This is a genomic window from Mucilaginibacter sp. P4_E8 (assembly GCF_056401495.1).
Map to the genome: position 1 here is coordinate 1 of NZ_JBFUJG010000080.1, position 24169 is coordinate 24169.

The 24169-nt window shown below is 40.2% G+C and carries 23 protein-coding genes; 13 read left to right on the forward strand and 10 right to left on the reverse strand.

Features of this window, described 5'->3' with window-relative positions; translation table 11 throughout:
* Positions 1-326: 326 nt before the first annotated feature.
* Entirely contained in the window at positions 327-548 is a 222-nt protein-coding gene (locus tag AC1DRQ_RS21560; RefSeq protein ID WP_429392454.1) for a PspC domain-containing protein, read from the reverse strand.
* 1 nt (position 549) lies between these two features.
* Positions 550-1836, reverse strand: a complete 1287-nt coding sequence (locus AC1DRQ_RS21565) for a DUF2851 family protein (RefSeq protein ID WP_477426778.1) — start codon at positions 1834-1836, stop codon at positions 550-552.
* A gap of 186 nt (positions 1837-2022) precedes the next feature.
* Here AC1DRQ_RS21565 and AC1DRQ_RS21570 point away from each other — a divergent pair, with 186 nt between their 5' ends.
* Entirely contained in the window at positions 2023-3327 is a 1305-nt protein-coding gene (locus tag AC1DRQ_RS21570) for an MFS transporter (protein ID WP_477426779.1), read from the forward strand.
* A 181-nt stretch (positions 3328-3508) separates the two neighbouring features.
* Positions 3509-4585, forward strand: coding sequence for a M20 family metallo-hydrolase (locus AC1DRQ_RS21575; protein ID WP_477426780.1), 1077 nt, complete (start codon positions 3509-3511; stop codon positions 4583-4585).
* A 124-nt stretch (positions 4586-4709) separates the two neighbouring features.
* Here the strand turns inward: AC1DRQ_RS21575 and AC1DRQ_RS21580 are convergent, their stop codons facing one another.
* A complete protein-coding gene (locus AC1DRQ_RS21580; RefSeq protein WP_477426781.1) occupies positions 4710-5426 on the reverse strand; it encodes a ZIP family metal transporter in 717 nt (238 codons plus the stop codon).
* A complete protein-coding gene (locus tag AC1DRQ_RS21585; RefSeq protein WP_477426782.1) occupies positions 5426-5989 on the reverse strand; it encodes a phosphatase PAP2 family protein in 564 nt (187 codons plus the stop codon). Before AC1DRQ_RS21585 ends, AC1DRQ_RS21580 begins: the two co-directional genes overlap by 1 nt.
* A 319-nt stretch (positions 5990-6308) precedes the next feature.
* On the opposite strand from AC1DRQ_RS21585, the gene glmM reads away from it, so the two are divergent.
* The 3 genes from glmM to AC1DRQ_RS21600 all read left to right on the forward strand — a co-directional run bounded on the left by glmM (position 6309) and on the right by AC1DRQ_RS21600 (position 9673).
* Complete coding sequence (gene glmM, locus AC1DRQ_RS21590) at positions 6309-7697, forward strand: phosphoglucosamine mutase (RefSeq protein WP_477426783.1); 1389 nt, start codon at positions 6309-6311, stop codon at positions 7695-7697.
* 101 nt (positions 7698-7798) lie between these two features.
* Entirely contained in the window at positions 7799-8935 is a 1137-nt protein-coding gene (locus AC1DRQ_RS21595) for a cysteine desulfurase family protein (RefSeq protein ID WP_477426797.1), read from the forward strand.
* Positions 8936-9187: 252 nt separating this feature from the next.
* A complete protein-coding gene (locus AC1DRQ_RS21600; protein WP_477426784.1) occupies positions 9188-9673 on the forward strand; it encodes a hypothetical protein in 486 nt (161 codons plus the stop codon).
* Between the two features lie 376 nt (positions 9674-10049).
* Here AC1DRQ_RS21600 and accD read toward each other — a convergent pair whose 3' ends face one another.
* Positions 10050-10895 carry an acetyl-CoA carboxylase, carboxyltransferase subunit beta gene (gene accD, locus AC1DRQ_RS21605; RefSeq protein WP_429393989.1) on the reverse strand — a complete coding sequence of 282 codons (846 nt, stop codon included), beginning with the start codon at positions 10893-10895 and terminating at the stop codon, positions 10050-10052.
* 209 nt (positions 10896-11104) lie between these two features.
* Between accD and fbaA the strand changes: the two genes are divergently transcribed.
* The 4 genes from fbaA to AC1DRQ_RS21625 all read left to right on the forward strand — a co-directional run bounded on the left by fbaA (position 11105) and on the right by AC1DRQ_RS21625 (position 13854).
* Positions 11105-12184 carry a class II fructose-bisphosphate aldolase gene (gene fbaA, locus AC1DRQ_RS21610; RefSeq protein WP_477426785.1) on the forward strand — a complete coding sequence of 360 codons (1080 nt, stop codon included), beginning with the start codon at positions 11105-11107 and terminating at the stop codon, positions 12182-12184.
* Positions 12185-12268: 84 nt separating this feature from the next.
* Complete coding sequence (locus AC1DRQ_RS21615) at positions 12269-12790, forward strand: low affinity iron permease family protein (RefSeq protein ID WP_477426786.1); 522 nt, start codon at positions 12269-12271, stop codon at positions 12788-12790.
* Positions 12732-13163: a GNAT family N-acetyltransferase gene (locus AC1DRQ_RS21620; RefSeq protein WP_477426787.1), complete on the forward strand. Its 432-nt coding sequence runs from the start codon at positions 12732-12734 to the stop codon at positions 13161-13163. The genes AC1DRQ_RS21615 and AC1DRQ_RS21620 overlap by 59 nt, the downstream gene beginning before the upstream one ends.
* Positions 13164-13245: 82 nt before the next feature.
* Entirely contained in the window at positions 13246-13854 is a 609-nt protein-coding gene (locus AC1DRQ_RS21625; protein WP_477426788.1) for a hypothetical protein, read from the forward strand.
* A gap of 117 nt (positions 13855-13971) precedes the next feature.
* Here the strand turns inward: AC1DRQ_RS21625 and AC1DRQ_RS21630 are convergent, their stop codons facing one another.
* The 5 genes from AC1DRQ_RS21630 to AC1DRQ_RS21650 all read right to left on the reverse strand — a co-directional run bounded on the left by AC1DRQ_RS21630 (position 13972) and on the right by AC1DRQ_RS21650 (position 18111).
* A complete protein-coding gene (locus AC1DRQ_RS21630; RefSeq protein WP_477426789.1) occupies positions 13972-14748 on the reverse strand; it encodes a DNA-formamidopyrimidine glycosylase family protein in 777 nt (258 codons plus the stop codon).
* A 50-nt stretch (positions 14749-14798) separates the two neighbouring features.
* Positions 14799-15683 carry a helix-turn-helix domain-containing protein gene (locus AC1DRQ_RS21635; protein ID WP_477426790.1) on the reverse strand — a complete coding sequence of 295 codons (885 nt, stop codon included), beginning with the start codon at positions 15681-15683 and terminating at the stop codon, positions 14799-14801.
* On the reverse strand, positions 15684-16295 hold the full coding sequence (locus tag AC1DRQ_RS21640) for a pyridoxamine 5'-phosphate oxidase family protein (RefSeq protein ID WP_477426791.1): 612 nt from the start codon (positions 16293-16295) through the stop codon (positions 15684-15686).
* A gap of 94 nt (positions 16296-16389) precedes the next feature.
* Positions 16390-16944, reverse strand: coding sequence for a carboxymuconolactone decarboxylase family protein (locus AC1DRQ_RS21645; RefSeq protein ID WP_477426792.1), 555 nt, complete (start codon positions 16942-16944; stop codon positions 16390-16392).
* Positions 16945-17061: 117 nt separating this feature from the next.
* Positions 17062-18111 carry a winged helix DNA-binding domain-containing protein gene (locus AC1DRQ_RS21650; RefSeq protein ID WP_429392496.1) on the reverse strand — a complete coding sequence of 350 codons (1050 nt, stop codon included), beginning with the start codon at positions 18109-18111 and terminating at the stop codon, positions 17062-17064.
* A gap of 309 nt (positions 18112-18420) precedes the next feature.
* Between AC1DRQ_RS21650 and AC1DRQ_RS21655 the strand changes: the two genes are divergently transcribed.
* The 4 genes from AC1DRQ_RS21655 to AC1DRQ_RS21670 all read left to right on the forward strand — a co-directional run bounded on the left by AC1DRQ_RS21655 (position 18421) and on the right by AC1DRQ_RS21670 (position 24043).
* A complete protein-coding gene (locus tag AC1DRQ_RS21655) occupies positions 18421-19254 on the forward strand; it encodes a hypothetical protein (protein WP_477426793.1) in 834 nt (277 codons plus the stop codon).
* A gap of 17 nt (positions 19255-19271) precedes the next feature.
* Positions 19272-21725 (forward strand): alkaline phosphatase family protein, encoded by a 2454-nt coding sequence (locus AC1DRQ_RS21660; RefSeq protein WP_477426794.1) that lies wholly within the window; start codon positions 19272-19274, stop codon positions 21723-21725.
* 82 nt (positions 21726-21807) lie between these two features.
* Positions 21808-23052 carry a YdcF family protein gene (locus AC1DRQ_RS21665; RefSeq protein ID WP_477426795.1) on the forward strand — a complete coding sequence of 415 codons (1245 nt, stop codon included), beginning with the start codon at positions 21808-21810 and terminating at the stop codon, positions 23050-23052.
* Positions 23053-23164: 112 nt separating this feature from the next.
* Complete coding sequence (locus AC1DRQ_RS21670) at positions 23165-24043, forward strand: hypothetical protein (protein WP_477426796.1); 879 nt, start codon at positions 23165-23167, stop codon at positions 24041-24043.
* The last annotated feature ends 126 nt before the right edge of the window (positions 24044-24169 follow it).

Sequence of the window (24169 nt, forward strand, 5' to 3'; positions counted from 1 at the left end):
GATAAAAATAATGTTCGGCTATAATAGTACCTGGGTAAAACAACTGGCCCAATATTGTTATAAACCAAAATTCAAAGTACGTAACCTGCAGGATGCTGTAATGACGGGAAGGCTTTTGTAGGTTCTGTTGTCGGTTTCGGGGAGCGGGGTTCGGGTGATAAGTTTGAAAATCATAAACGAATGACCAATAATTCAGTCAAAAATCATGATGATCCGTTAATCATGTAAACGGTAAAGCCTTCTTGAACACCACTAAAAACAATCTGCCGGTAAAAAATCAAGATTCAAGCAAATCAACGCAATCATTTCATCAAAAGAATCAGCGGTCAAAGATCTGTAACCCTGGTATGGTTGCGCTTAACATAATTGCGTATATCTAATACGATGCCGGCAAAGAAATAGAATATGAGTGGGAAACCCACTGCAAGAAACGAAGAGTAGATAAAGAATAACCTGATCTTCGCGATAGAAATATTGAATCTTTCGCCAAGATAGGTGCATACACCGAAGGAGTACCGTTCAAAAAAAGTAATTATTCTTTGTAGCATGTCAGGCCAGTTTTAGTATCTTATTACCAACGCCGCACTGAAGGCATTTCTTATAATTACAATAATTATTTTTCAACTCCAGCAGCGCCTGCGACTCAAATGCATTGTTAATTTTCAGCCCTAAGGTAACAAAATCTTCGGTAATATTGTTCTGTTCGGGTGGTAAATTTTCCAATAATTTTAAACTGCGGCTTATATAATACTGCTGTTGGTGCTGTTTGCCATAGCTAAACAGGAATAATGCCAGTGTGTTTATCAATAATATATCGATAGACGAAGCCCCCAAAGTTTTAGGCGAAGGCTTTGAAGGTACATCAAAACGATAATGATCGTCCCAATAGTCATTTACTTTTATGGAGGTAAACAAGGCACGCAAGGCATTGATGTCCTTTATCTCTAATATTTTGGAGAACAAATGGTTTGATTGTACAATAAGCGCCGCGAATTGGGCCAGTCTTATAGTAGGGAAGTTTTGGGGGCGCAGACGCATAAACTTCCACAAATGGTTTTCAATAGGTTTAAGGTTGTATTTTTTTCGCAAAAAATCGTATTCCTTTTTTAGTTTAAGTGGGTACTCGTCTTTAAGCTCAGCTTCCAGAAAGCCTGCTTGTCCAAATATCATGGCCTCAATTTGCATAGAGTTATTCTTGTGTTTGGCCAGGGTAAGCTGTGGCAATGATTTGGCCATCAGTTCAAAGGGCAGAGCATTGGTTTTAAAACCAAAATTTGATGCCAGGAATTGGTAAAATGTTTCCTCCCAATCGCCCCGGTTAACGGTAAGCGTATCAATAACTGCTGCCGAACGCTTTTCCAGGCGCTCCACTAAAACACGGGTAAGCCAGTTCTGCATGATCAGGCCATCAATACCAGCTATGCTGCTTTCGCAGGGAATTACACTCTGGTTGCCGAAAACCATTTGGTGATAACGGTTGTACAGCTCAGCAGGTACACGATCTTTCAGCTGTAATGTAGGCACTTTACGACCATTAGGCAGCACAAGCGGGGCATCATTACGGTAAACTACATGCAGTATTATGTTTTCGTAAGCATTGTCGGCAGTATGTCCGTGCTTTTGCCAGTCGGAAGCAGAAAGATGAACTTCTACATTACCTGCCCAAACGGTTTCGCCTATCCTGATGCGGGCATTATGAAAGTCAGGCCCGGAATCGGTATTGTGCATTCCTACCGATAATACCTCTAACTCTTCCCCATCATCGGTTTGCAAGCCAATACGGTCAAACAACCTGAATTTCCAAACGTAATGCAAAAAGTCTTCGGTGAAAAGCATGAAACAAGGTAGGTATTTTGACTGTTGATTTAAATGATTTTTTGATTTTTAGATATTGTTGATTTTCAATGGTGCTCAAGAAGGCTTTGCCGTTTCGATGATTTGACCTATACAATCAACCTCGGTATTAATAAATTGAAATTATCTCTTATTTTTATCATCAAATATTCGATATCAAAATCATATATGATAGAACAGATCACAGCAATACCAAAAACAACCGGAGGACGGATCAAATCCATAATCGGCGGCTCATTAGGTAATTTGGTAGAGTGGTATGATTGGTATGTTTATACTGCCTTTTCCCTGTATTTTTCGAGCGCGTTTTTTCCTTCTGACAATCAAACTGTACAGCTTTTAAATTCTGCGGGTATTTTTGCCATTGGTTTTTTAATGCGCCCCTTGGGCGGCTGGCTCATGGGTACCTTTGCCGATAAGCGAGGTCGTAAAACCGCGCTTACCACATCAGTATTATTAATGAGTGTTGGTTCGCTTATTATTGCTGTAACACCTGGCTACAAATCAATTGGTGTGGCTGCCCCCGCATTGTTGGTGTTTGCGCGAATTATACAAGGTTTAAGCGTTGGCGGCGAATATGGCACCAGCGCTACTTATCTGAGCGAAATGGCAGGTAGGAAACACCGTGGTTTTTATTCCAGCTTTCAATACGTAACGCTTATTATGGGGCAACTGATGGCCCTTGGTGTTCTGGTATTATTGCAGCGTGTTTTTTTAACCGAACAACAACTGCACGACTGGGGTTGGCGCATTCCGTTTGGTATAGGTGCCTTTTTGGCTATTGTAACCATGTATTTACGGCGCAGCTTGCAGGAATCGGCATCCTTCAAAAATGAAGATCAAAAAGCCCGTTCCATGCAAGGTACATTAAGCGCGTTGGCCAAACATCCTAAAGCTGTATTTACGGTAATAGGACTAACGGTAGGGGGAACGCTTGCTTTTTACACGTTCACCACTTATATGCAAAAGTTTTTGGTGAACACTTCTGGTTTTAGCAAGAGTAGTGCAACCCTGATATCGACCCTTACGTTGGTGGTATTTATGCTGATACAACCCGCATTTGGTTTACTGTCTGACAAGATCGGCCGCAAACCTTTGCTGATAGGTTTTGGCGTTTTGGGTACCCTCACCACCATACCCATCATGACCCTTTTAAGCGAAACTAAGGATGTTTGGGTAGCTTTTGGATTGATTCTATGTGCACTGGTCATTGTAAGTGGGTACACCTCTATAAAMGCCGTGGTAAAAGCCGAACTCTTTCCGGCCAATGTGCGTGCCTTAGGTGTGGGCTTTCCTTATGCTATTGCGGTATCCCTATTTGGCGGTACAGCTGAGTATATTGCTTTGTTGTTTAAAAATGCAAATCACCAGCAATGGTTTTACTGGTATATTACCATTTGCATTGCCTTATCTCTTGTGTTGTATATTACGATGAACGATACCCGCAAGCACTCTAAAATGGAGGATGAATAACACAAAGTATCAGGCAGTTTTTATTTAGTATCAAGTAGTTAGTATCAAGTATCAAGACCGCTGCATTTGTTTTTGCGGGGATTTTAAAAATCTTGATACTTGATACTAACTACTTGATACCAAAACCTGATACAGGTTTGAAGAAAAAAGTATTAATTTTGCCCCCTTACCATCATGGGATATGCCTACATATATGGCCGATAGCAATAATTTATTTCAACTGGCAGTTACTTTACTGCAACAATTAATATCCATACCATCTTTTAGTGAAGAGGAAGACCGTACCGCCGACCTGATCAACGAACTTTTGCAACAGCATAGCGTTGAAACTCATCGCAAGATGAACAATATATGGGCCTGGAACAAGCACTTCGATGCCAGCAAGCCTACTATTTTGCTTAACTCTCATCACGATACCGTAAAACCCAACTCGGGTTATACTCGTGATCCGTATGATGCCAAAATTGAAGAAGGTAAGCTTTATGGTTTAGGCAGTAATGACGCAGGAGGTTGCCTGGTATCGCTGATCGCTGTATTCCTTTATTTTCATGATAAGGAAAATTTAAAATACAATTTTTGCCTGGCCACCACCGCCGAAGAAGAAATATCAGGTGTGAACGGCCTGGAGCTAATCATCCCTGAATTAGGGAAACTGGAATTTGGCATAGTAGGAGAGCCCACCTTGATGCAACTGGCCATCGCCGAGCGTGGCTTAATGGTACTGGATTGTGTGGCTCACGGTCGCGCTGGTCATGCCGCCCGCGAAGAAGGTGATAATGCCATTTATAAAGCATTAACTGATATTGACTGGTTCCGTAATTTTAAATTCCCAAAAGAGTCAGAAGTTTTTGGACCGATAAAAATGTCGGTTACCATTATCAATGCGGGTTCTCAGCATAACGTGGTACCAGCAAGCTGTACTTTTACCGTGGATGTGAGAGTTACTGATGCCTATCGTAATGAAGAAGTGCTGGAGATTATCCGTGAGCATGTAAGCTGCGATGTTAACCCGCGTTCTATCCGATTAAAACCATCATCCATCCCCAAAGAACACCCGATTGTACAGGCAGGCATTGCTTTAGGTAGAACAACCTACGGCTCACCAACCACCTCCGATCAGTCGTTGCTGGATATTCCATCTATTAAAGTTGGCCCCGGTGATTCCGCACGTTCTCATACTGCCGATGAGTTTGTTTATGTAGATGAGATCAGGGAAGGGATTGAGCTGTATATTAAAATGCTGGAAAGTATTAATTGATATAAAAGATAAATGTCATTTCGACCATCGGGAGAAATCTTATACATTGGGCATACCAGCGTACAAGATTTCTCCTCGTACCTCGTTCGAAATGACAGAGGTGATGATAATTTCTTAAAAACTTCTACAGCTCTCCAACAAACCCGGCCAATGCTATAGCCACGCCTAACAACACAGCGATCATTTTACGCAGGTTAAACCGGTGATCGGCACTTGATTCAAACAGGATGGTGGTAGAGATATGTAAAAATATACCGATAACCACGCCCATAATACGATTAAAGTAATGCTGTAAATTACCTATGTCACCATTACTAAGCGCAGTGCTGAAAAAATATCCGGCAGGGGCCATCACTGCAAACAGGGTAACAAAAATAACCGTGTTCCTTTTACTTTGTCTGTTGGTTAAAAGTACTGTAGCCAGCGCAAAAGCGGCTGGTATATGATGAAGTGCTATACCATAAACCAGTTGATCCTGGTTGCCCTGTGCCAGCGGCATCCCTTCTAAAAAAGCGTGCAGGCACAAGCTAACCATAATACCCAGCGGAAACACCACCAGATCATGTTTGGGTTTGTGCATATGCCCATGCTCAATACCATCTGAAAACTGTTCCAGCACTATCTGGAACAAAAAGCCGCCGAGTATAAAAACACCCACCCAATTGTCATTACCATGATAAGCATCAGGTATTAAATGCAACACGGTTATAGCAAACAGGTATGCCCCACTGAATGAAAGCACCAATTTCAGGGTCTTATGATTATCACCCCTAAAGAAAAACACAGATGTGCCGCCGCAAAAGGCACTAAAAAACAATAAAATAATTTTCCAGGAAGCCATTAAAAAGTAGGTTGTAATTTTTTAAATATATAGGCAAACAGCGTGCCTGTAAGTGCACCATAAAGTGCGCCGCAAACCACGTCAACAGGGAAGTGCACACCAACATATACCTGGGCAAAACTAATAGCACCGGCCCACAGTATAGCCCAAAACCATATCCAGCGCCATTTTTTAAAGAAAACAAGGCTTAAAAATATAGCCATAGCAAAATGATCAGTAGCATGGGTTGAAGGAAAACTATAGCCCAGGCCACAGGGCACACGGCTGATATCGGTTTGGGAAACTACGGGGTCGCGGCAAGGCCTTAATCTTTTCACATTATATTTAATAATGCTGGCGCTGGTAAAATCGGCAAAGCCTGCTGTTAAAGCCAGTAATACAATAATAATGGCGCCCTGTTTTTTGTAACGGTATATGCAAAAAACAATAATGAAGATATATAAAGGGATCCAAAACTTGGGGTTACGTAAAAGTGGCATGATCCAATCAAAAAACGAGTTTGACAGATCATGGTTAATGAAATAGAATAAATGCCGGTCGAGTTGTAAAAGTTGGTCAGGCATTGGTGTTTTTTATGTAAATATTGAGGACTGGCAATTTGATATTCAGCTTTAATTGTCAAAGGTATCAATTACTTTAAAACAACATTTATATGGTATGGTTAATGGTTATAAATACTTCAATAATTTACAATTAGAATACATATTGTAGCTTTGTTGCATTTAGGTTTGTGTCTGTAAATATGATAATGAAAGCATTCATAAACAAACGTTTGCGTAATAAAACTCCATATAAAAGTGGCTATAAGCTACAAATTGTACACATTTATACATAGCTTATCAGTTAAATATTTTTACTTTTGCCTCACCAAACAAAATAACTTTGACACTCATAAAATCTATCTCGGGGATACGCGGTACCATAGGCGGTGCTGTTGGCGATGGCTTAACACCATTGGATATTGTAAAATTTACATCGGCTTACGGAGCCTGGGCCGTACAAAAATCAGGTATTAAAAAAATTGTTGTAGGTCGTGATGCACGTATTTCGGGTGTTATGGTGAACAACCTGGTGGTGGGTACATTACAGGGACTGGGTATTGATGTGATAGATCTTGGTTTATCAACAACACCAACTGTTGAAGTTGCCGTTACCGGCGAAAAGGCCGCGGGAGGCATTATACTTACCGCAAGCCATAACCCCAAGCAATGGAACGCGCTTAAACTATTAAACGCCGCCGGCGAATTTATAAGTGACGCGGATGGTAAAGAGGTACTTGAAATGGCCGAAAACAGTGATTTTAAGTACGCTGATGTGAGCGACTTGGGCAAGGTTACCCTTGATAACAGCTGGCTGCAAAAACATATCAACCTGATACTGGCACTGCCATTGGTTGATGTAGCAGCTATTAAAAAGGCTGATTTTAGTGTTGTGATTGATTGTGTTAACTCAACAGGTGGAATTTTTGTACCGGCTTTGCTCAAAGCTTTGGGCGTTGAAACTGTTCATGAACTGTATTGTGTGCCTGATGGTAACTTTCCGCATAATCCTGAGCCTTTGCCAGAAAACCTTACTGCACTATCAAAAGAAGTGCTGGCTAAAAGAGCTCATTTAGGTATAGCGGTTGATCCTGATGTTGACCGGCTTTGCTTTGTTTGCGAAGACGGAAATATGTTTGGCGAAGAGTATACCTTAGTGACCGTGGCCGATTATGTTTTGCAAAACAATAAAGGTAATACCGTGTCAAACCTTTCATCAACCCGGGCTTTGCACGATGTTACGGAGAAAGCCGGTGGCGAATATCATGCAGCCGCAGTAGGAGAGGTGAATGTGGTGAATAAGATGAGAGAAGTTAACGCAGTGATAKGCGGCGAGGGTAATGGCGGGGTGATATATCCCGAATTGCATTACGGGCGCGATGCATTGGTGGGTATTGCTTTGTTTTTAACCCATCTGGCTAAGTATGGCAAATCGGTTTCAAGTTTGCGTATGTCATATCCAGGTTATTTTATATCGAAAAATAAAATAACGTTAACGCCAGAAATGGATATAGATGCGCTTTTAAGCAAGGTAGAGGATAAATACAGTAAACAACCGCATAGTACTATTGACGGGCTTAAAATAGAATTTGACAAAGAATGGGTACATTTGCGCAAGTCAAATACCGAGCCTATCATCAGGATATATTCTGAGGGTAATTCAGAAACGGTTGCAAATGGCCTGGCAAATAAAATAATTGCCGATATAAAAGAAATTTTAAAAGTGAATTAATTATTGAATTATTGGGTTATCGAATTATTGATTTAATAGTTCTGTAATCTTTAAAAAAAACAATAATTCAATCATTCACTAATTCAATAATGATAAAAAAGATGCGTGTTTACTTTGATAATGCTGCCACTACACCGATTGATCCGGAGGTTTTAAAAGAAATGTATAAGGTTATGGAAAACCATTTTGGTAATCCTTCATCTATCCATTCGCATGGCCGCGAGGCAAGAACACTGATTGAAAGGTCACGCAAAACGGTAGCGAATTTATTGCATACGTCACCCGCCGAGATATTTTTTACCTCAAGCGGTACCGAAGCTGATAATACAGCTATCCGTTGCGGCATTGTTGATCATCAAATTACACATGCCATAACCAGCCGGATAGAACACCATGCGGTGATCCACACGCTGGAAGCAATGGAAAAGTCGGGCATCATTAAACTGAGCTTTGTTGATGTTGACAGCAAGGGCAACATTGATTATGATCACCTGGAAACATTATTAAAAGATAATGAGCGCAGTTTTGTATCTATCATGCATGCCAATAACGAAATTGGCACCCTGTCAGACATGCAGCGCATTGGTGATATTTGCGAAGCATATAATGCCATTTATCATTGTGATACCGTGCAAACCATGGGGCACTATCAGCACGATTTGAGTAAACTTAAAACTCATTTTTTGGTTTGTGCCGGGCATAAGCTCCACGGACCAAAAGGGGTTGGCTTTTTGCATGTTAATCATCGCATTAAAATAAAACCGTTTATTTACGGTGGGGCCCAGGAACGTAACATGCGTGGCGGTACCGAAAATATTTATGGTATTGTTGGCCTTGCAAAAGCGCTTGAAATGGCCTATTCTGAAATGGAGCAACACCAAAAGCACATTCAGGGTTTAAAATCATATATGATGGGCAAGTTAACCGATCAGATACCCGGTATTAACTTTAACGGCGAAATAGATGCCGATAAAAGTCTTTATACAGTTCTAAACGTTGCCTTCCCCGAAATGGAAATGGGCGATATGCTGCTATTTAACCTGGATATTGCTGGTATTTCGGCCTCTGGTGGCAGTGCATGCAGCTCAGGTACCGATATTGGATCTCACGTGCTTACCGCAATTGGTGCAAGTGCTTCAAGACCATCAGTCAGGTTCTCCTTTTCAAAATACAACACCAAAGAAGAGGTAGATTATACCGTAGCCAAAGTACGTGAACTTTGCCCGGTGAACGCATAAGCGTTGTTGATATTCTAATCTCTCCCTTACAACTTGTTAAAGACTTAAGAAGTTTTAAAAATTTCTTAAGTCTTTTTTTTTGAACTTTAACGACGTCATTCTTTTCTTCAGGGTTCCCAGGATTTAAAATGACAAACTCTTGCTTTTATGCTTATTATTAATTAAATTAGAAAGTAATTTTCTTATTTCGATAAAATAAAAACAATATAGTAATTCAATGGGTTTATTAGTTAACAGATAAAACTAAAACCTATGATGACTAATAATGAAGAAGCCTGGGATCCCCGGGATAATAATCGTAATGATTTCGACAATACAGCCAACTCATTCGCGGGTCAAAATGAAGATGCCTTTGCAAACGGCGATCTTGATGATGATGAATTAAAAGATGACGATGGTGACTATGATAGTGACCTGGAACCAACTTTTAGCCAGGATGACCTTGATGATGAAGACGAAGATAACGGGCCAATTGAGCTACCCGATGAAGGAAATGATAATGAAATACCTGAAGAGGGTGAATCAGAAAATGAGGGCACAGGATATCGCAGACAACCCGAAGTAAATCAGCCTGAAGAAGGGGCTAATACCTCATACAGTGAGCAAAATGATGTAACACCACCCAATAAAAAGGAATTTCCATCAGAAGGACCTTCCAAAGCTGATTTTGAAAGCCGTCCACAAGGGCGTACCACCGGCCGCATGGTTGGTCATGAACCGGGTACGGAAGGCATATGACAATTTTATTTAATTGGATATCTATTAAAATTTAAGTAAATTAGATATCCATTAAACCAAGATATAGGAGGATAGCGTGATGAACGGTTATTGGCAACCTACCCGAAAACAGGGTGGTAGCAAACGAGTATGGGAAAGTAGCACAAATGTTAGTACAGGTATCAATCAAAGTACACATTGTCTTGAAAAGAACGGACCTAATAGAGAAAATCTGAAAGTCCTGCATTGGGATGGTAGCCTTGCCGATCTTCCAGATCAGGATGTGGAGGGTGGAGGTGCACTTGAAGGAACAGTAGGACTTGGGACTTAACGTTCGCTATAAAATAAAAAAAGCGCCGAATTCAATCCTGCGCTTTTTTTATTTATAGTATCTGGATTAACTGGCCATCATCTTTATAAACGAAGCCAGTTTTTCTTTCATTTCTCTACGGTCAACTATAAAGTCAAGAAAGCCGTGCTCCTGAACAAACTCAGCGGTCTGGAAACCTTTAGGCAAATCTTTTTTAATAGTCTCCTTAATTACTCTTGGGCCCGCAAAACCTATCAATGCACCAGGTTCGGCAATATTAATATCGCCCAGCATAGCGTATGATGCAGTAACACCACCGGTGGTAGGGTCGGTTAATAAAGATATGTACGGTATTTTAGCTTGTGATAGCAAGGCCAGCTTTGCAGATGTTTTAGCCATCTGCATTAAAGAGAACGCGGCTTCCATCATCCGAGCCCCGCCAGATTTTGATATCATCAGGAACGGAACTTTATGGGCAATACAATAATCAATTGACCGTGCAATTTTTTCGCCTACTACTGATCCCATTGAACCACCTATGAAATTAAAATCCATACAGGCAATTACCAGGTCCTGCCCGTCTATTTTACCAGCACCAGCACGTATAGCATCTTTTAACCCGGTTTTAAATTGGGTTTCAATTAGCCTGTCAGTATATTTTTTTGTATCCTCAAAATGCAGTGGGTCGCCAGATGTAAGATTGGCAAACAACTCCGTAAATTCGTTATTATCAAATAGTACCGCAAAATATTCTTTTGAACCGATACGCAGGTGATAGCCACAGTAATGGCAAACATATTGATTCTCAACCTGCTCAGAATAATGCAGGGGTTTCTTACAATTCGGGCATTTATTCCAGATACCATCAGGGGTTTCTTTCTTTTCCTCAGTAGTCGTAATTATCCCTTTCAACTCTCGTTTAAACCACGCCATATCTATGTCTAGCTCTTTCAATTGACTACAAAGAAACAAAAAATATTAAACATGTAAGCTGTTATAAGTTATGAGTTTTATATATAAAACTATTTTTTTTCAGTAATGTGTATAATTAACGTTATGCAGAAGTTAAATCGTAACAAATAATCAGATACTTATGCCCGAAACCAAGAAATTTTATAACTTCGAGGCCCAAATAAAAGCTCATGGATTTAAAAAATTATAAAGGTGTTCTGCACGGCGATCAGGTGCAGGAACTATTTGAAGTAGCTAAAAAGCACCAGTTTGCTTTACCAGCAGTAAATGTTATTGGTACAAATACCATTAATGCAGTTATGGAAACCGCTAAGCAGGTAAACTCTCCGGTAATTATCCAGCTATCAAATGGCGGCGCACARTTTTATGCCGGTAAATCATTGGATAATTCAAAACTTCAGGCCTGCATTTTAGGTGYGGTATCTGCAGCCAGGCACGTTCATTTACTGGCAGAGCATTATGGCATAGCGGTAATTTTACATACTGACCATGCTGCAATGAAGTTTTTACCATGGATAGATGGTTTGTTGGATCATGGCGAAAAATTCTTTGCCGAAACAGGTAAACCACTTTTTTCATCGCACATGCTTGATCTTTCAGAAGAGCCTATCGAAGAAAATATCGAAATTTCTGCAAAATACCTGGCCCGGATGGCTAAAATGGGTATGACACTTGAAATTGAATTAGGTGTAACCGGTGGTGAAGAAGATGGCGTTGACAACTCTGATGTTGATAGCTCACGTTTATATACTCAACCTGAGGATGTGGCTTATTCATACGAGCATCTTTTAAAAGTAAGCCCGCGTTTTACCGTGGCAGCTGCTTTTGGTAACGTACATGGTGTTTACAAACCAGGTAACGTTAAATTACAACCTGTTATATTGCATAACTCACAGGAGTATGTGAAAAAACAATTTGGTTTAACTGCCGAAAAACCTATCAACTTTGTATTCCACGGTGGTTCTGGTTCAAGCCAGGAAGAGATCCGCGAAGCCATTTCATACGGTGCCATTAAAATGAATATCGACACCGATATGCAATGGGCTTATTGGGAAGGTATAAAAGATTACTACAAATCAAAAGAGGCTTATCTTCAACACCAGATTGGTAATCCTGAAGGCGAAGATTCTCCAAATAAGAAATATTATGACCCACGTGTATGGTTACGTAAAGGCGAAGAAACCTTTGTTAAAAGGTTAGCGGCTGCTTTTGAAGACCTTAACTGTGTTGATGTAAACAGCAAATTATAATATTCATTAAAAATTAACAAAGCGTCATTACATTTGTTGTAATGGCGCTTTGCTGTTAATATACTTTGTAATAAAGCCAAAATAATGACTCCAAAAAAGAAGAATTTGTTTGAACGGTTTGCCAACTGGGCAACCATTGCTACCGGCAGTTCTACAGCTTTTTTAACTGCTATAAGCGTTATTATTATATGGGGAATAACCGGACCTGTATTTCATTACTCCGATACTTGGCAGCTTATTATTAATACGGGGACTACGGTTGTTACTTTTTTGATGGTTTTTTTGATCCAGAAATCGCAGAATAAAGACTCAAAAGCCATTCATTTAAAGCTAAATGAATTACTGGCCTCGCATCAGGGTGCAAGCAACCGCATGGTTGATATTGAGGATATTACCGAAAAAGAGCTCGATCAACTTCATAAGTTTTATCAGCAATTGGCCATTTTGGCCCAACAGGAAGATGATATTACCTGTACGCACTCTATTGATGCTGCACAAGAGAATCATACCAGTAAATTAGATATACTTAAAACGAAACCACATTACAATGCCCACAAACTTAAACTTAAGAGTAGAAAAAGTAACGGCACAGGCCGACCTGGATAAAGTATTTGCCGTAAGGCGCGAAGTTTTTGTAGTGGAACAAAATTGCCCGCCAGAACTGGAGTGGGAATTTGAAGAAGAATCCAATCATTTCCTGGCAACTGTTAATGACGAACCCGCAGGGGCCTGCCGCTGGCGAAAAACTGATAAAGGCTATAAGCTGGAACGTTTTGCCGTGCTGCAAAAATTCAGAGGATTTGGAATAGGGCAGGCCCTGGTTCAGGCTGTTTTAAATGATCTGCCTGCTGATGCTGCTTATGTTTACCTACACGCACAAGTACAGGCCGTATCGCTGTACGAAAAATTCAATTTCGAAAAAGTGGGGGCCGAATTTGAAGAGGCCGGCATCAGGCATTATAAAATGATCAGGAAATAAAGCGGGAATTGTTTTTTTCATGCAACCAATTGGGGTATAGCGTCGTCTTGCTATTAATTAAACATATTTTATTAATAGCCTTATGATAAACCAATATTACTCTTTATCTGAAAAATTAGTTAAAAGTTTGAAGCTACTGCTTTCCTGTGTGTTTTGTTTTATTTCCTTAAATAGCTTAGCACAGGACAAGACCAAAACAATTGGTAATAAATCCCGCTCAGGAACAACCAATAATAGTTTTAATATTGTACAGGGTGGCCAGGTAGGTATAAAAATGAATGCGGGCCATAAACCGGTTGAATTACTAAAGCTTACTTTTCATGTTGACAATTTGGGTAAGGATACCATCCCCTTTAAAGTTAATGTGTATACCATGGGTGATAAGTTGCCGCAGGGTGATAACCTGGTTAAGGAAGAAATAAAGGGATCAATAGCAAGGAAAAAAGATCCCAATTCCCCGTTGACCAGTAATCAGTTGATCAGTGTTGACCTTTCACCTTATAAAGTTGGGGTAAAAGGAGAGATACTGGTTTCTGTTGAGTTTTTAAGTACAATCCCCGGAAAAAACCTTGGTTTTTCGTGTGGCTTGCTAAATGGTGRCACTTATTATAAAAAGGGTCCGGATACAGAATGGAAAAAGATACCCGTTGTTGGGGCGGATTTTAATGTATTGGTGAAGAAACTAAAATAGGATAAACATGTAGTCATCCTGAACTTGTTTCAGGATCTCTCAGGATAAATACTTGCATATGGTAAAGTCTTGCCTGTGAGATCCTGAAACGAGTTCGGCATGACTTTAGGGATGGACTTAACTATACAACTCCTGCTCTTCCRTATAATATGTTTTGCGTGACCCTTCTTTAATGAGGATCTCTGCACCTGTTGGACTATGCGTTTTTTTCGAATTGTGAATATTCATAAAATCCCGTATCTCACCACTAATAATATCGGGGCTTGCTTTAACGATCTCTTTTTCAGCATCCTTTAACACGGTGTGGATTGATTTAACCAGCTCCTTTAGCTTATCCTGCGGTATTTTATTGCTGGCCGAAAACGGTGAAATACCCGCGTGCCATAATATCTCATCGGCATAGGCATTCCCAATGCCGCGAATGATTTTTTGATCGAGTAGTACAGTTTTAATATTGGTTTTTGTTTTTTGCAGACGGGTGGTTAAGTAGTCGGCACCTGCATCCTTTGACAAAGCATCGGGGGCATCTTTTTCTTCGGGATTTAGGGTGGGGGTGGCAATTCCCTGAAAATCTGTCAATACCAAACCTGCACCATCGCTAAAATGCAACTCAATAATGCTGTACTTATTTTCGTTTTTATCTGTAAACAAAATGAGCTTGCCATGCAGCATTAAATGTAAGGCAAGGATATCGCCCTTTGAAAATTTTAAATAAAGCTCTTTGCCTTCGCGGTAAACTTTATCGAGCTTTTGACCCTCAAGAGTATCCTGGAGTTGTTTGTGTGCTACGTTTAGTTTTTTAGCGTTGATAACAGCTATTTGTTTAACCGTTTTACCGGCTAATTTTTTATCGAGATTTTGGCTGAATGCTTGCAGATCGGGTAATTCGGGCATGTTTATAGGTATTTAAAAGGAAAACCAAATATAATACGATAAGTTTTAATTTAAGCGCTTGCCCGGCCAAAACCAACTGTATCACGGTACAATTGTGGCGAAACATCGGCATTGGTTTTAAAAAATCTGCTGAAATAATATTCATCATCATAACCCAGTTCATAAGCAATTTCCTTGATCGRCTTATTGGTTAAATATAATTCGCGTTTCGCTTCAATAATAATGCGTTCAGCAATAAGGTTACTAATGGTTTTATTAAAATGCGCTTTGGTGATACGGGCCAACGCCTTGGCCGATATATTGAGCATATCGGCGTAGTTACTTGCACTGTGTTTTGTTTTATAGTGAGTTTCTATGGCTTCCTTTAAATCATTTAATATATAAGGTTCTTTGTTTTCATTATCGGGTAGCCGTTCAATGGCTTGTTGTTCTGATTTTAACCGCGAGGCCGTGATCAGGAATATTTTAAGGTATGATACCAATATATCGTATTGTGCCATTGCCTTGTTTTGCATTTCTGTTTTTATCTGGCCAAGCATCATATTAAATGTGGCAGCGCTGGCGGCATCAACTTTAATGTAAGGAGGATGATAAATATTATCAAACAAAATACCACTGCATGATACTTCTTTATGATGTTTGTGGATGCAGAAAAAGTCGGGATGGAATTGTAAAGCCACACCCTTTAGCTTATTCTCTGAAGCCAGCATAAAGGGTTGATAGGGCGTAAAGGCCAGCAAAGTATCCTCATCAAAATCATACTCCGAAAAATCAGACTTTAGTTTGCCTGATCCTTCATTTATCCAAATCACCGAAAAGTAATTGTTACGTTGTAAATGATCAAAATAGCTGTTATCCTCAAACCAAAACAGTTTAAAGGCCAGGTTACCATTTATAGGGTCAACCAGTGTAAATGTATTTTGTGAGTCTGTCATTTATTGTGCTAACTGTGCTTTTAAAGCAGCGTTTTCTTTTCTTAGTTTGTCAATATACTCATGTTGAGCCATAAACTCATCCTGTATCTCTTCCAGTGTATATCTGGGTGTGATATGCTGCGGGCAATTCCAGTCGTAAGCTTTAACTTTTAACAAAATTATCCTTTCGGGCTTAAATTTATAATCATCCAGATCAAGTTTGTCAAATAATTCAGGATTATCCTCCATAGATACAACACTGGCTTCGGCAAATATCTTTAACCGTGCTTTAGCCGCCTGATCAAGCAAAAACAGCGATACTTTATTGTTGGTGGCCAAATTACCTACAGAAATGTATTGTTTGTTACCACCAAAGTCAATAAAACCCAGCGTTTCATGATCCAGTACTTTCAAAAAACCTTTTGGCCCTCCGCGAAACTGGATATAAGGAAAGCCGCTTTCGCTGTTAGTGGCCATGTAAAAATTATCCTGATGGGCTATAAATTCCACTTCGCTTTCAGTTAGCCCTTCGGTGTACTTGTGCTCTTCCATACGGCCATAGCTTGCCCGGGTGCCATAACGTTCCTGAAAACCCTTTACAGCATCAGTAAAAGCAATTTTTGAGTAGTTCATGATAATTAAAGTTTTTAATAATTTAATAATACAGCAAAAGCCATTGCAAACGCTTTGGCTCTTACTGTTACCTTATTTGTTTATCGTTCATGTATTATGCTTCAACCTGTTGCAACACTTTAGCAGCAGGAAAATCAAGTTCGGTATCGGCTGTATTATTAAAATAGTTGGTTAATATGTTTAAAGCAACATGGCCAACAATTTCACCCACTTCGCCTTCGGTAAAACCTGCAGCCTTAACTGCATCAACATCACTATCATTTACTAAGCCTTTTTTTGCAACCAGTATAGTAGCAAATTTTAAAGCGGCATCTGTTTTTGCATCAGCAGCTTTTGCATTGCGGGCATTTTGTATGGTATCGGCATCAATGTGAACCAATTTTTCGCCTATATAAGAGTGTGCAGCTACACAATAATCACAACTGTTATTTTCTGATACGGCCAGTGCCAGTAATTCTCCTGTTTTAGCGCCCAGTGTACCATGCGATAATACACCGCTGAAATTAAGATAACCTTCTAATAGCGCTGGTGAGTTACCCATTGTGCGCATCATATTGGGTACTGAACCTAATTTGCCTTTTATTGCATTAAATAATTCTTTGGTTTTGCCTGTTGCTTCGTCAGGATTTATAGCTTTTAAACGTGCCATTGTAGTAATTTTAGTTTGTCGTTATTGACAATACAAAGTTGCATACTGCAGGCACGCTGTAACATGGATGAATTTCGTTAGTACATGGACAATTTTCCCTGTAATGTATTTATAAACTTAAAACAGGAATTTCTTATACCGTTCCATAGCCATTTCAACCGCTTTCATCTGCGTTTTATTAAGTTTGCCAAACAGGTTCATGGTAATATCGGCGGTGGCTTTCTTAATGGTTCGTTTCCACGTACCAACCACCTGGTCATCAACTACAATAGGCTGTTCAAAAATTACATGGCGTGCCTGTTTTAAATATAGAGGATTAACCAGCGCGTCCCGGTGCTTATATGCAATGGCAAACTCATCATACATCGGCAATAAATAAGCTTTGGGATTTTTGGGGAGCAAGGTATCGGCATTGTTGGGCATCCAATAGGTTTTGCCATCAATTACCTCGTTAATGAGTTCTGCTTTAACATTTTCAAGTCCGGTGGTGGCATCGGCCACAGTAAGTCCAGCCCAGGTTGCAAAATCATGTACGGTAGCAGGGCCACGACTCCCGAAATAACCATGTGCCAGTTTGGTTAAAGCCTCCTCATGTTTCAAGGGCACTGTGGCCGGTGCACGGTCATCAAGCAGGGCATAGGTAAACTGTTTTCCGGCTCTGGCTCCGCTACAAATCACCTGGTCAAGCTCCGCCCGTATTAATAATAGGGTAAATCTCATATCGTCAGTTGCAATTTGTGCCCGTTGAAATACATCTACAAGCTCTGGCCGGGTAAGCTGTTTGTTTCCCTGCAAAGCCTTTGCCAGCACATCATTACTTTTATTAAACAGCGCGTTATTCAATTCAAATTTTTTATTCATGGCAGCACTGGCGGCATGAATACGTGGGGCGGTAAGGGATAGCACCCAGCGTATATCCTGGGGCGAAACAAAATGCCAGGTTGGCCTTAACAGGTGCGTACGTAATATTTTACCATCAGCAATAGCTTGTTCTATTACATTTTCGCTGGCATTTTGCATTCGTAAACCTATAGCCCATTTGGCGCCGGCATAATCCTGTGCCTGCATGGCAACCATGTACTTTACAACATCCTCGGGTTGCTTAAATTCTGATTTATAAATTTGTTGATTATAGATCCTTAAACTGGCCAGGTGATGATCTTTCATAATGACGTCAATTGGTAAATTATAAAGTTAAAATTAAAGTCGGGAAATGACAGGTGTTTGTCAGCAGCAAAAAAGTATCTTATATTATTTTGAGATGCTTAATTTTATACAACCAATTAATAAAATAAAACCAGGATGTTTTGCAGGTGGATTGGCTGTTGGAATTGCTATTAGTGAAGCAATTAAGTATATCAATTATGGCCAGAAAAGCTAATGAGTGTTTGTAACAAAATTATAACCATTAGCTAATAAATCTACTGTTTACTTTTACTTAACTATAGTTTAATATTAAGAGGGTTATTTCACATTATGAAAAGAGAGCTTTACCTTGTATTGTCATTGCTGTTATTGAGTTTAGCAGGAAAGGCACAAACCCCTACAGATGTAAAACCATTTAATGAATTTGCAACTGCTCCGCAGCCATTTTTATTTTCAGTTAACACACTTACCGGTAGCACACCATACTGGAGCTTAAATTATTCAGGTAGTTATGGCGAGCGGGCAGCAACTCCATTTGGTTATAATGGTGTTGATCAGCAACTGGCAGTTAAAGGCTATCTGGGCAACCAGTTTACACTATATGCCAATGCGGCAGTTGGTTTTGCACGTGACGGTGGTACTACCAGTGCTCAACAGGCTGAGGTGATGCATGATTTTATAGGTGGTAAGCAGCTATTTGGGCCACGCATTGGTTTAAGCTTAGGTGGAAGCCGCGACTGGACAAACGTTAAAGCTGTATTCAGCCGTGTAACCGCATCGTTCGATGCCGCTTCATGGAAGTTTGCGGGAAACCTACGTTTTGAAAAAGCATTTGATAAATCACGGGATGGCATTGATCTGGTTACCAGTTTTGGCTTTCATCATCGCGTAGCCGGTCAGTTTTTTGCTGGTGTTGAAGCCCTGGGCGAAGATCTGGAAGGTTTTTGGGAGGCTGACGAAGCAGAAGGCGGAGCTAAATTATTGGTAGGACCTTCAGTAAATTATGCTCCACGCGGCTCAAGATTTGCATTTTCGGTTTGTGGCGGCCCTATATTTTATGCTACCCATAGCAATGTTATACCTTCAGAGGCCGTGCGTGACCTGTCTGAAGTAGGTCAAAACGGTTATACCGTAAGGGCCCAGATCTCTTTTAATATACATTAATACCTTGCTTTGATCTTATGAATAATTCAGTAAAAAAATTAGCATTTACCATTGCCCTGTGCATTTTGGCCAGTGCATACGCTATAGCCCAATTACCGGGTAAAGTAAAAAGTACAGGGCAGGTAATACTGCCAAATGGTTGGAAGCTAAGTCCCGCGGGACGCTCTTTGCCGCTTGGCGATCTGCCTTTGAATATGCAGTTAAGTACATCTGGCAAGTTATTGGCAGTAACCAACAATGGCCAAAGCACCCAGTCATTGCAGCTGATAGATCCTAAAAGCGAAAAACTACTAGATGAACAGGTGTTGCGTAAATCATGGTACGGATTGGCATTTAGCAATGATGAAAAGCACTTGTATGCATCTGGTGGTAATGATAACTGGATATTGGATTTTCATCTGCAGGATAATAAATTAAACAAAGCAGACACCATAAAACTGGGAACACCGTGGCCGCAAAATAAAATATGCCCAACAGGTATTGCCGTTAATAAAAGCAATACGAAACTATATACCGTAACAAAAGAAGACAGTACGCTATATATCATTGATCCGCAGGCAAAACGGATACTTAATAAAGTTCAGTTACCTGCAATTGCCTATAGTTGTCTGTTATCGCCCGATGAAACAAAATTATATGTTTCTCTTTGGGGCGGTAGGTCGGTTGTGGTGGTTAATACCGCATCACAAACTATTGATAACCGCATCTCTACCGGCGATCACCCTAACGAGCTGCTTTTAAATAAACAGGGCACTAATTTGTTTGTAGCTAATGCTAACGATAATACTGTTTCCATTATCAACACGAAAACTAATAAAGTAATTGAAACGGTTGCTACCACATTATATCCTACCAGGCTTACCGGCTCAACAACCAACGGTTTAGCGTTAAGCACCAACCAAAAAACATTGTACATTGCCAATGCCGATAATAATTGCCTGGCTGTTTTTGATGTGTCCATATCGGGGAATAGTAAAAGCCTTGGTTTTATCCCGGTGGGCTGGTATCCAACCAACGTAAAAACATTAGGCAGTAAAATACTGGTAACCAATGGAAAGGGCCTAAGCTCAATGGCTAATCCGCAGGGGCCACAACCTATTGCAAAGGCCGATAACAGCGGTTATCAAACCGGTAGCACAGTCAACAACAGGCTGCAATATATTGGCGGTTTATTTAAGGGTTCTCTATCATTTATTGACGCCCCAAAACCTGATCAGTTAAAGCAATATACCCGCCAGGTTTACGCCAATACACCATTTACTGACAAACGGACTATCACTGCCGATGGCGAAGCCGGGAATCCGGTGCCGCGCAAGCTTGGTGAAAAATCTCCAATAAAACATATCTTTTATATTATTAAAGAAAACCGCACTTACGACCAGGTCTTAGGCGATATGCCCGAAGGGAACGGTGATAGTACACTGTGCTTGTTTGGTCAGCGTGTTACACCTAATCATCACGCGCTGGCAAAAAACTTTGTTTTGCTTGATAACTTTTACGTTGATGCAGAAGTTAGCGCTGATGGGCATAACTGGAGCATGGCAGCCTATGCAACAGATGTAATTGAAAAAACATGGCCAACAAGTTATGGTAACCGCGGTGGAAGTACAAGCTTTGAGGGCGGCCGGCCGGCTACTTATCCACGAGATGGCTTTATATGGGATTACTGTAAACGTGCAGGCATCAGCTACCGCAGTTATGGCGAATTTAGTGATGATGGTAAAGCCAACATTAAAACATTACAGGGGCACATTTGCCTGCACTCACCAGGTTTTGACCTCGATATTAAAGATCAGGTGCGTGTAGATGCCTGGCAGCATGATTTTGACTCGCTGCTTACCATAAATGCTGTACCACAGTTTAATACCATCCGGATATCAAATGATCATACCAGCGGTCAAAAAAAAGGAAAAATATCGCCTGTAGCTGCAGTTGCTGATAATGACCTGGCTATTGGACGGTTTATTGAACACCTGTCTGAAAGTACTATCTGGAAGGAATCGGTTGTATTTATCCTGGAAGATGATGCTCAAAACGGCCCCGACCACATAGATGCACACCGTTCGCCTGCATTTGTAGTAGGTCCTTATGTAAAGCGTAACGCTGTTATACATACCATGTATTCAACATCGGGCTTTTTACGAACCATGGAACTGATACTTGGCTTGCCACCTATGAGCCAGTATGATGCCGGCGCTATGCCGTTGTATGAGTGCTTCACCAGCAAAGCTGATGTTACCCCTTATAAATTAAAACCAGCCCAGGTTGATTTGGAACGGGTAAATGTGGCAAATAATGAAAGCAGCCGCCGGTCTGAGCTGTTTAATTTTGCAAAAGAAGACGCTGTACCCGATTTGGATTTGAATGAAGTGGTATGGAAATCTGTAAAAGGTGAACATTCGGTAATGCCTGCCCCTAAAAGAAGCGCTTTTGTATTATTGGAAAAGAAAAAGAAAGATGATGATGACTGATTAAACAGTTTTAATTAATTCTTACTCAATTTCATTAACTGCTATTAATCATTACTTAATAACAAAAGAATTCCTTTGCTCAATGAACTTTAAAAAATATCTATTCATAATATTAAGTTTTACTGCTTTTTACACCCATGGTCAATCAGCAGATCCAAATTACAAACTGATCGGTACTAATTATGTACAAACCAAAAATTACTACCTGTTAACATTATTAGAAAACAACGCGGCAGCAAAACAACTGGTCAGTAATGATGCCGAACTTGTAAAGCTAACACAAACCAGACTTGATAACATTAAATCATCACTTACTACCTGTAAGGACCCATTGTGTTTTACACAATACCTTAAGTTTAGTGATGACGAGATTAAAACGGTGAGTGACAGGCTTACCAGTTTGTATAAAGCCAATAATGCTTTAGGTAACCTGGTAAAGCAGCATTTAATTCCATCTGGTACTTATATACAATATAAAGATCTGTCGCCTGTTCAGCTACTGGTTAAAGCATGGGAGCAGGATGCCAAAGCGGTAAACTATGCCATTGAAGTTTATGCCGAAGGCAGGAAACCCAATTACCCGGCTATTGATTCTATAAGTTTTAATGTAAAGAGCAGATCATACCTTAACCTGGTTTACGATGAATCTGTAACCATACTGGATGAGAGCAAGCAGACCAAGCTATTCTTTATCCCATCAATGAATTACGCTTTGCATAGCCTGGAAATAAATGAAAGGGATGATGCAGCCAATGATGAGCCGATGATTCTGAAAGACAATAAAAATGCCTACAACAGGGTAAAAACCATTAAATGGGCTAATTATAAATATACCATGATCCTGATACCCGGAGCTGGCCCTGATATAGCGGGTGTTGCATTAAGTGCCGAAGGTATGTTGCGTTGCAGGGTAGCCGCGTTAAGGTATTTTGAAGGTTTGGCGCCATTCATTATGACATCGGGCGGTAAAGTACATCCTTATAAAACAAAATACAGTGAGGCAGATGAAATGAAAAAATTCATGGTCGAAAAACTGCATGTTCCGGAGAATGCCATATTGGTTGATCCCCATGCAAGGCATACTACTACCAATATGCGTAATTGTGTACGTATTATATTCCGTTACGGTATGCCATTTAATAAACCATGTATTACCTCAACTGATAAATCGCAGAGTTACTTTATAGAACACATGGCCGGCAGGTGCGAGAAAGAGCTGGGTTATGTACCGTATACCTTAGGCAAACGCCTTTCAGATACCGAACAGGAGTTTTACCCGGTTATAACATCTTTGCAGATTGATGCAGATGAGCCGCTTGATCCATAGGGGTTATACATGCAATATAAGTTTACACATTCCAGTGATGACGCAATTATGCGTTTCTGCCAAAAATAGAATCATGGAGGCGCGTAATTGTGTTTCTCACAATATTTATAATATGAAGAAAGTATTATTTGCTTTAACTGCTGCTTTATCGTTGGGGTTGATGTCGTTTTTAGATTACACAGTTCAAATGAATACAGTGCGTTCAGTAACTATCGATTCATTGGGAGCATGTCAGGGTATATCCTATCAAAACGGCAGGGTATTTTTATATGGCGACAGGGAAGTAGGCATGATACGCGAATTTAAGTTGATTGGGGATAGCCTGACCTATATTAACAAAGAATATAAGCTCACCAAAAACGGACAGGACATGATCAATCATCCAACAGGATTAGCCTATAATGGAACCGGACCAACTTTTATGGGCAATTCTATCCGCTTAAATAACGAGGGTACTAAATGGATGGCTGTAATTTATTGTATTGACTGGAAGGGCCTGCAAAAAACAGGTACGCTTGACGGTAACCTGATCAACACCATTGATGACGATGCCTGTATACAAGGTACACGACCCGAATATGTAAAATATAATAATAAGTGGTATGTGGCCACTGCCGATTATGGAAATAACGGTAACGAGGTTAGACTATATGATCCTGCCGCATTAAAAAAAGCAACTAAAACAAGTGAAAAAGGTGTGCTATATAAAAAATTTACCTGCACAGCCTGGGTGCAAAACCTGCATTGGGTAGCATCTAAGGGCGTATTGGTACTTATTCAAAACCAAAAAGAGGGTAGGATGTGGCGATTTACTTATATCGATCTTAAAAAATCAATTGAAACCGGTACTCAACAGGTGATTAAAGAAGTAAACATAGACAGGAAGCAGGACGAATTGGAAGGCTTTTCATTTTTGGTAGATCTTAATAAAGGCATTGCTGTATCCTCTTCACGCAAAAACAACGTAACGTTTACCAATACATCCTGGTAAAATTCTCTTTCTGTACGCTGCAATTAGCGATCGATAACTAATAGTTAATATTTGTAACCTTTATGTGGTTAATATAAACTTAACACACAGGCATCATTAGCTTAAGACTATTGAACTAAGTTTGGC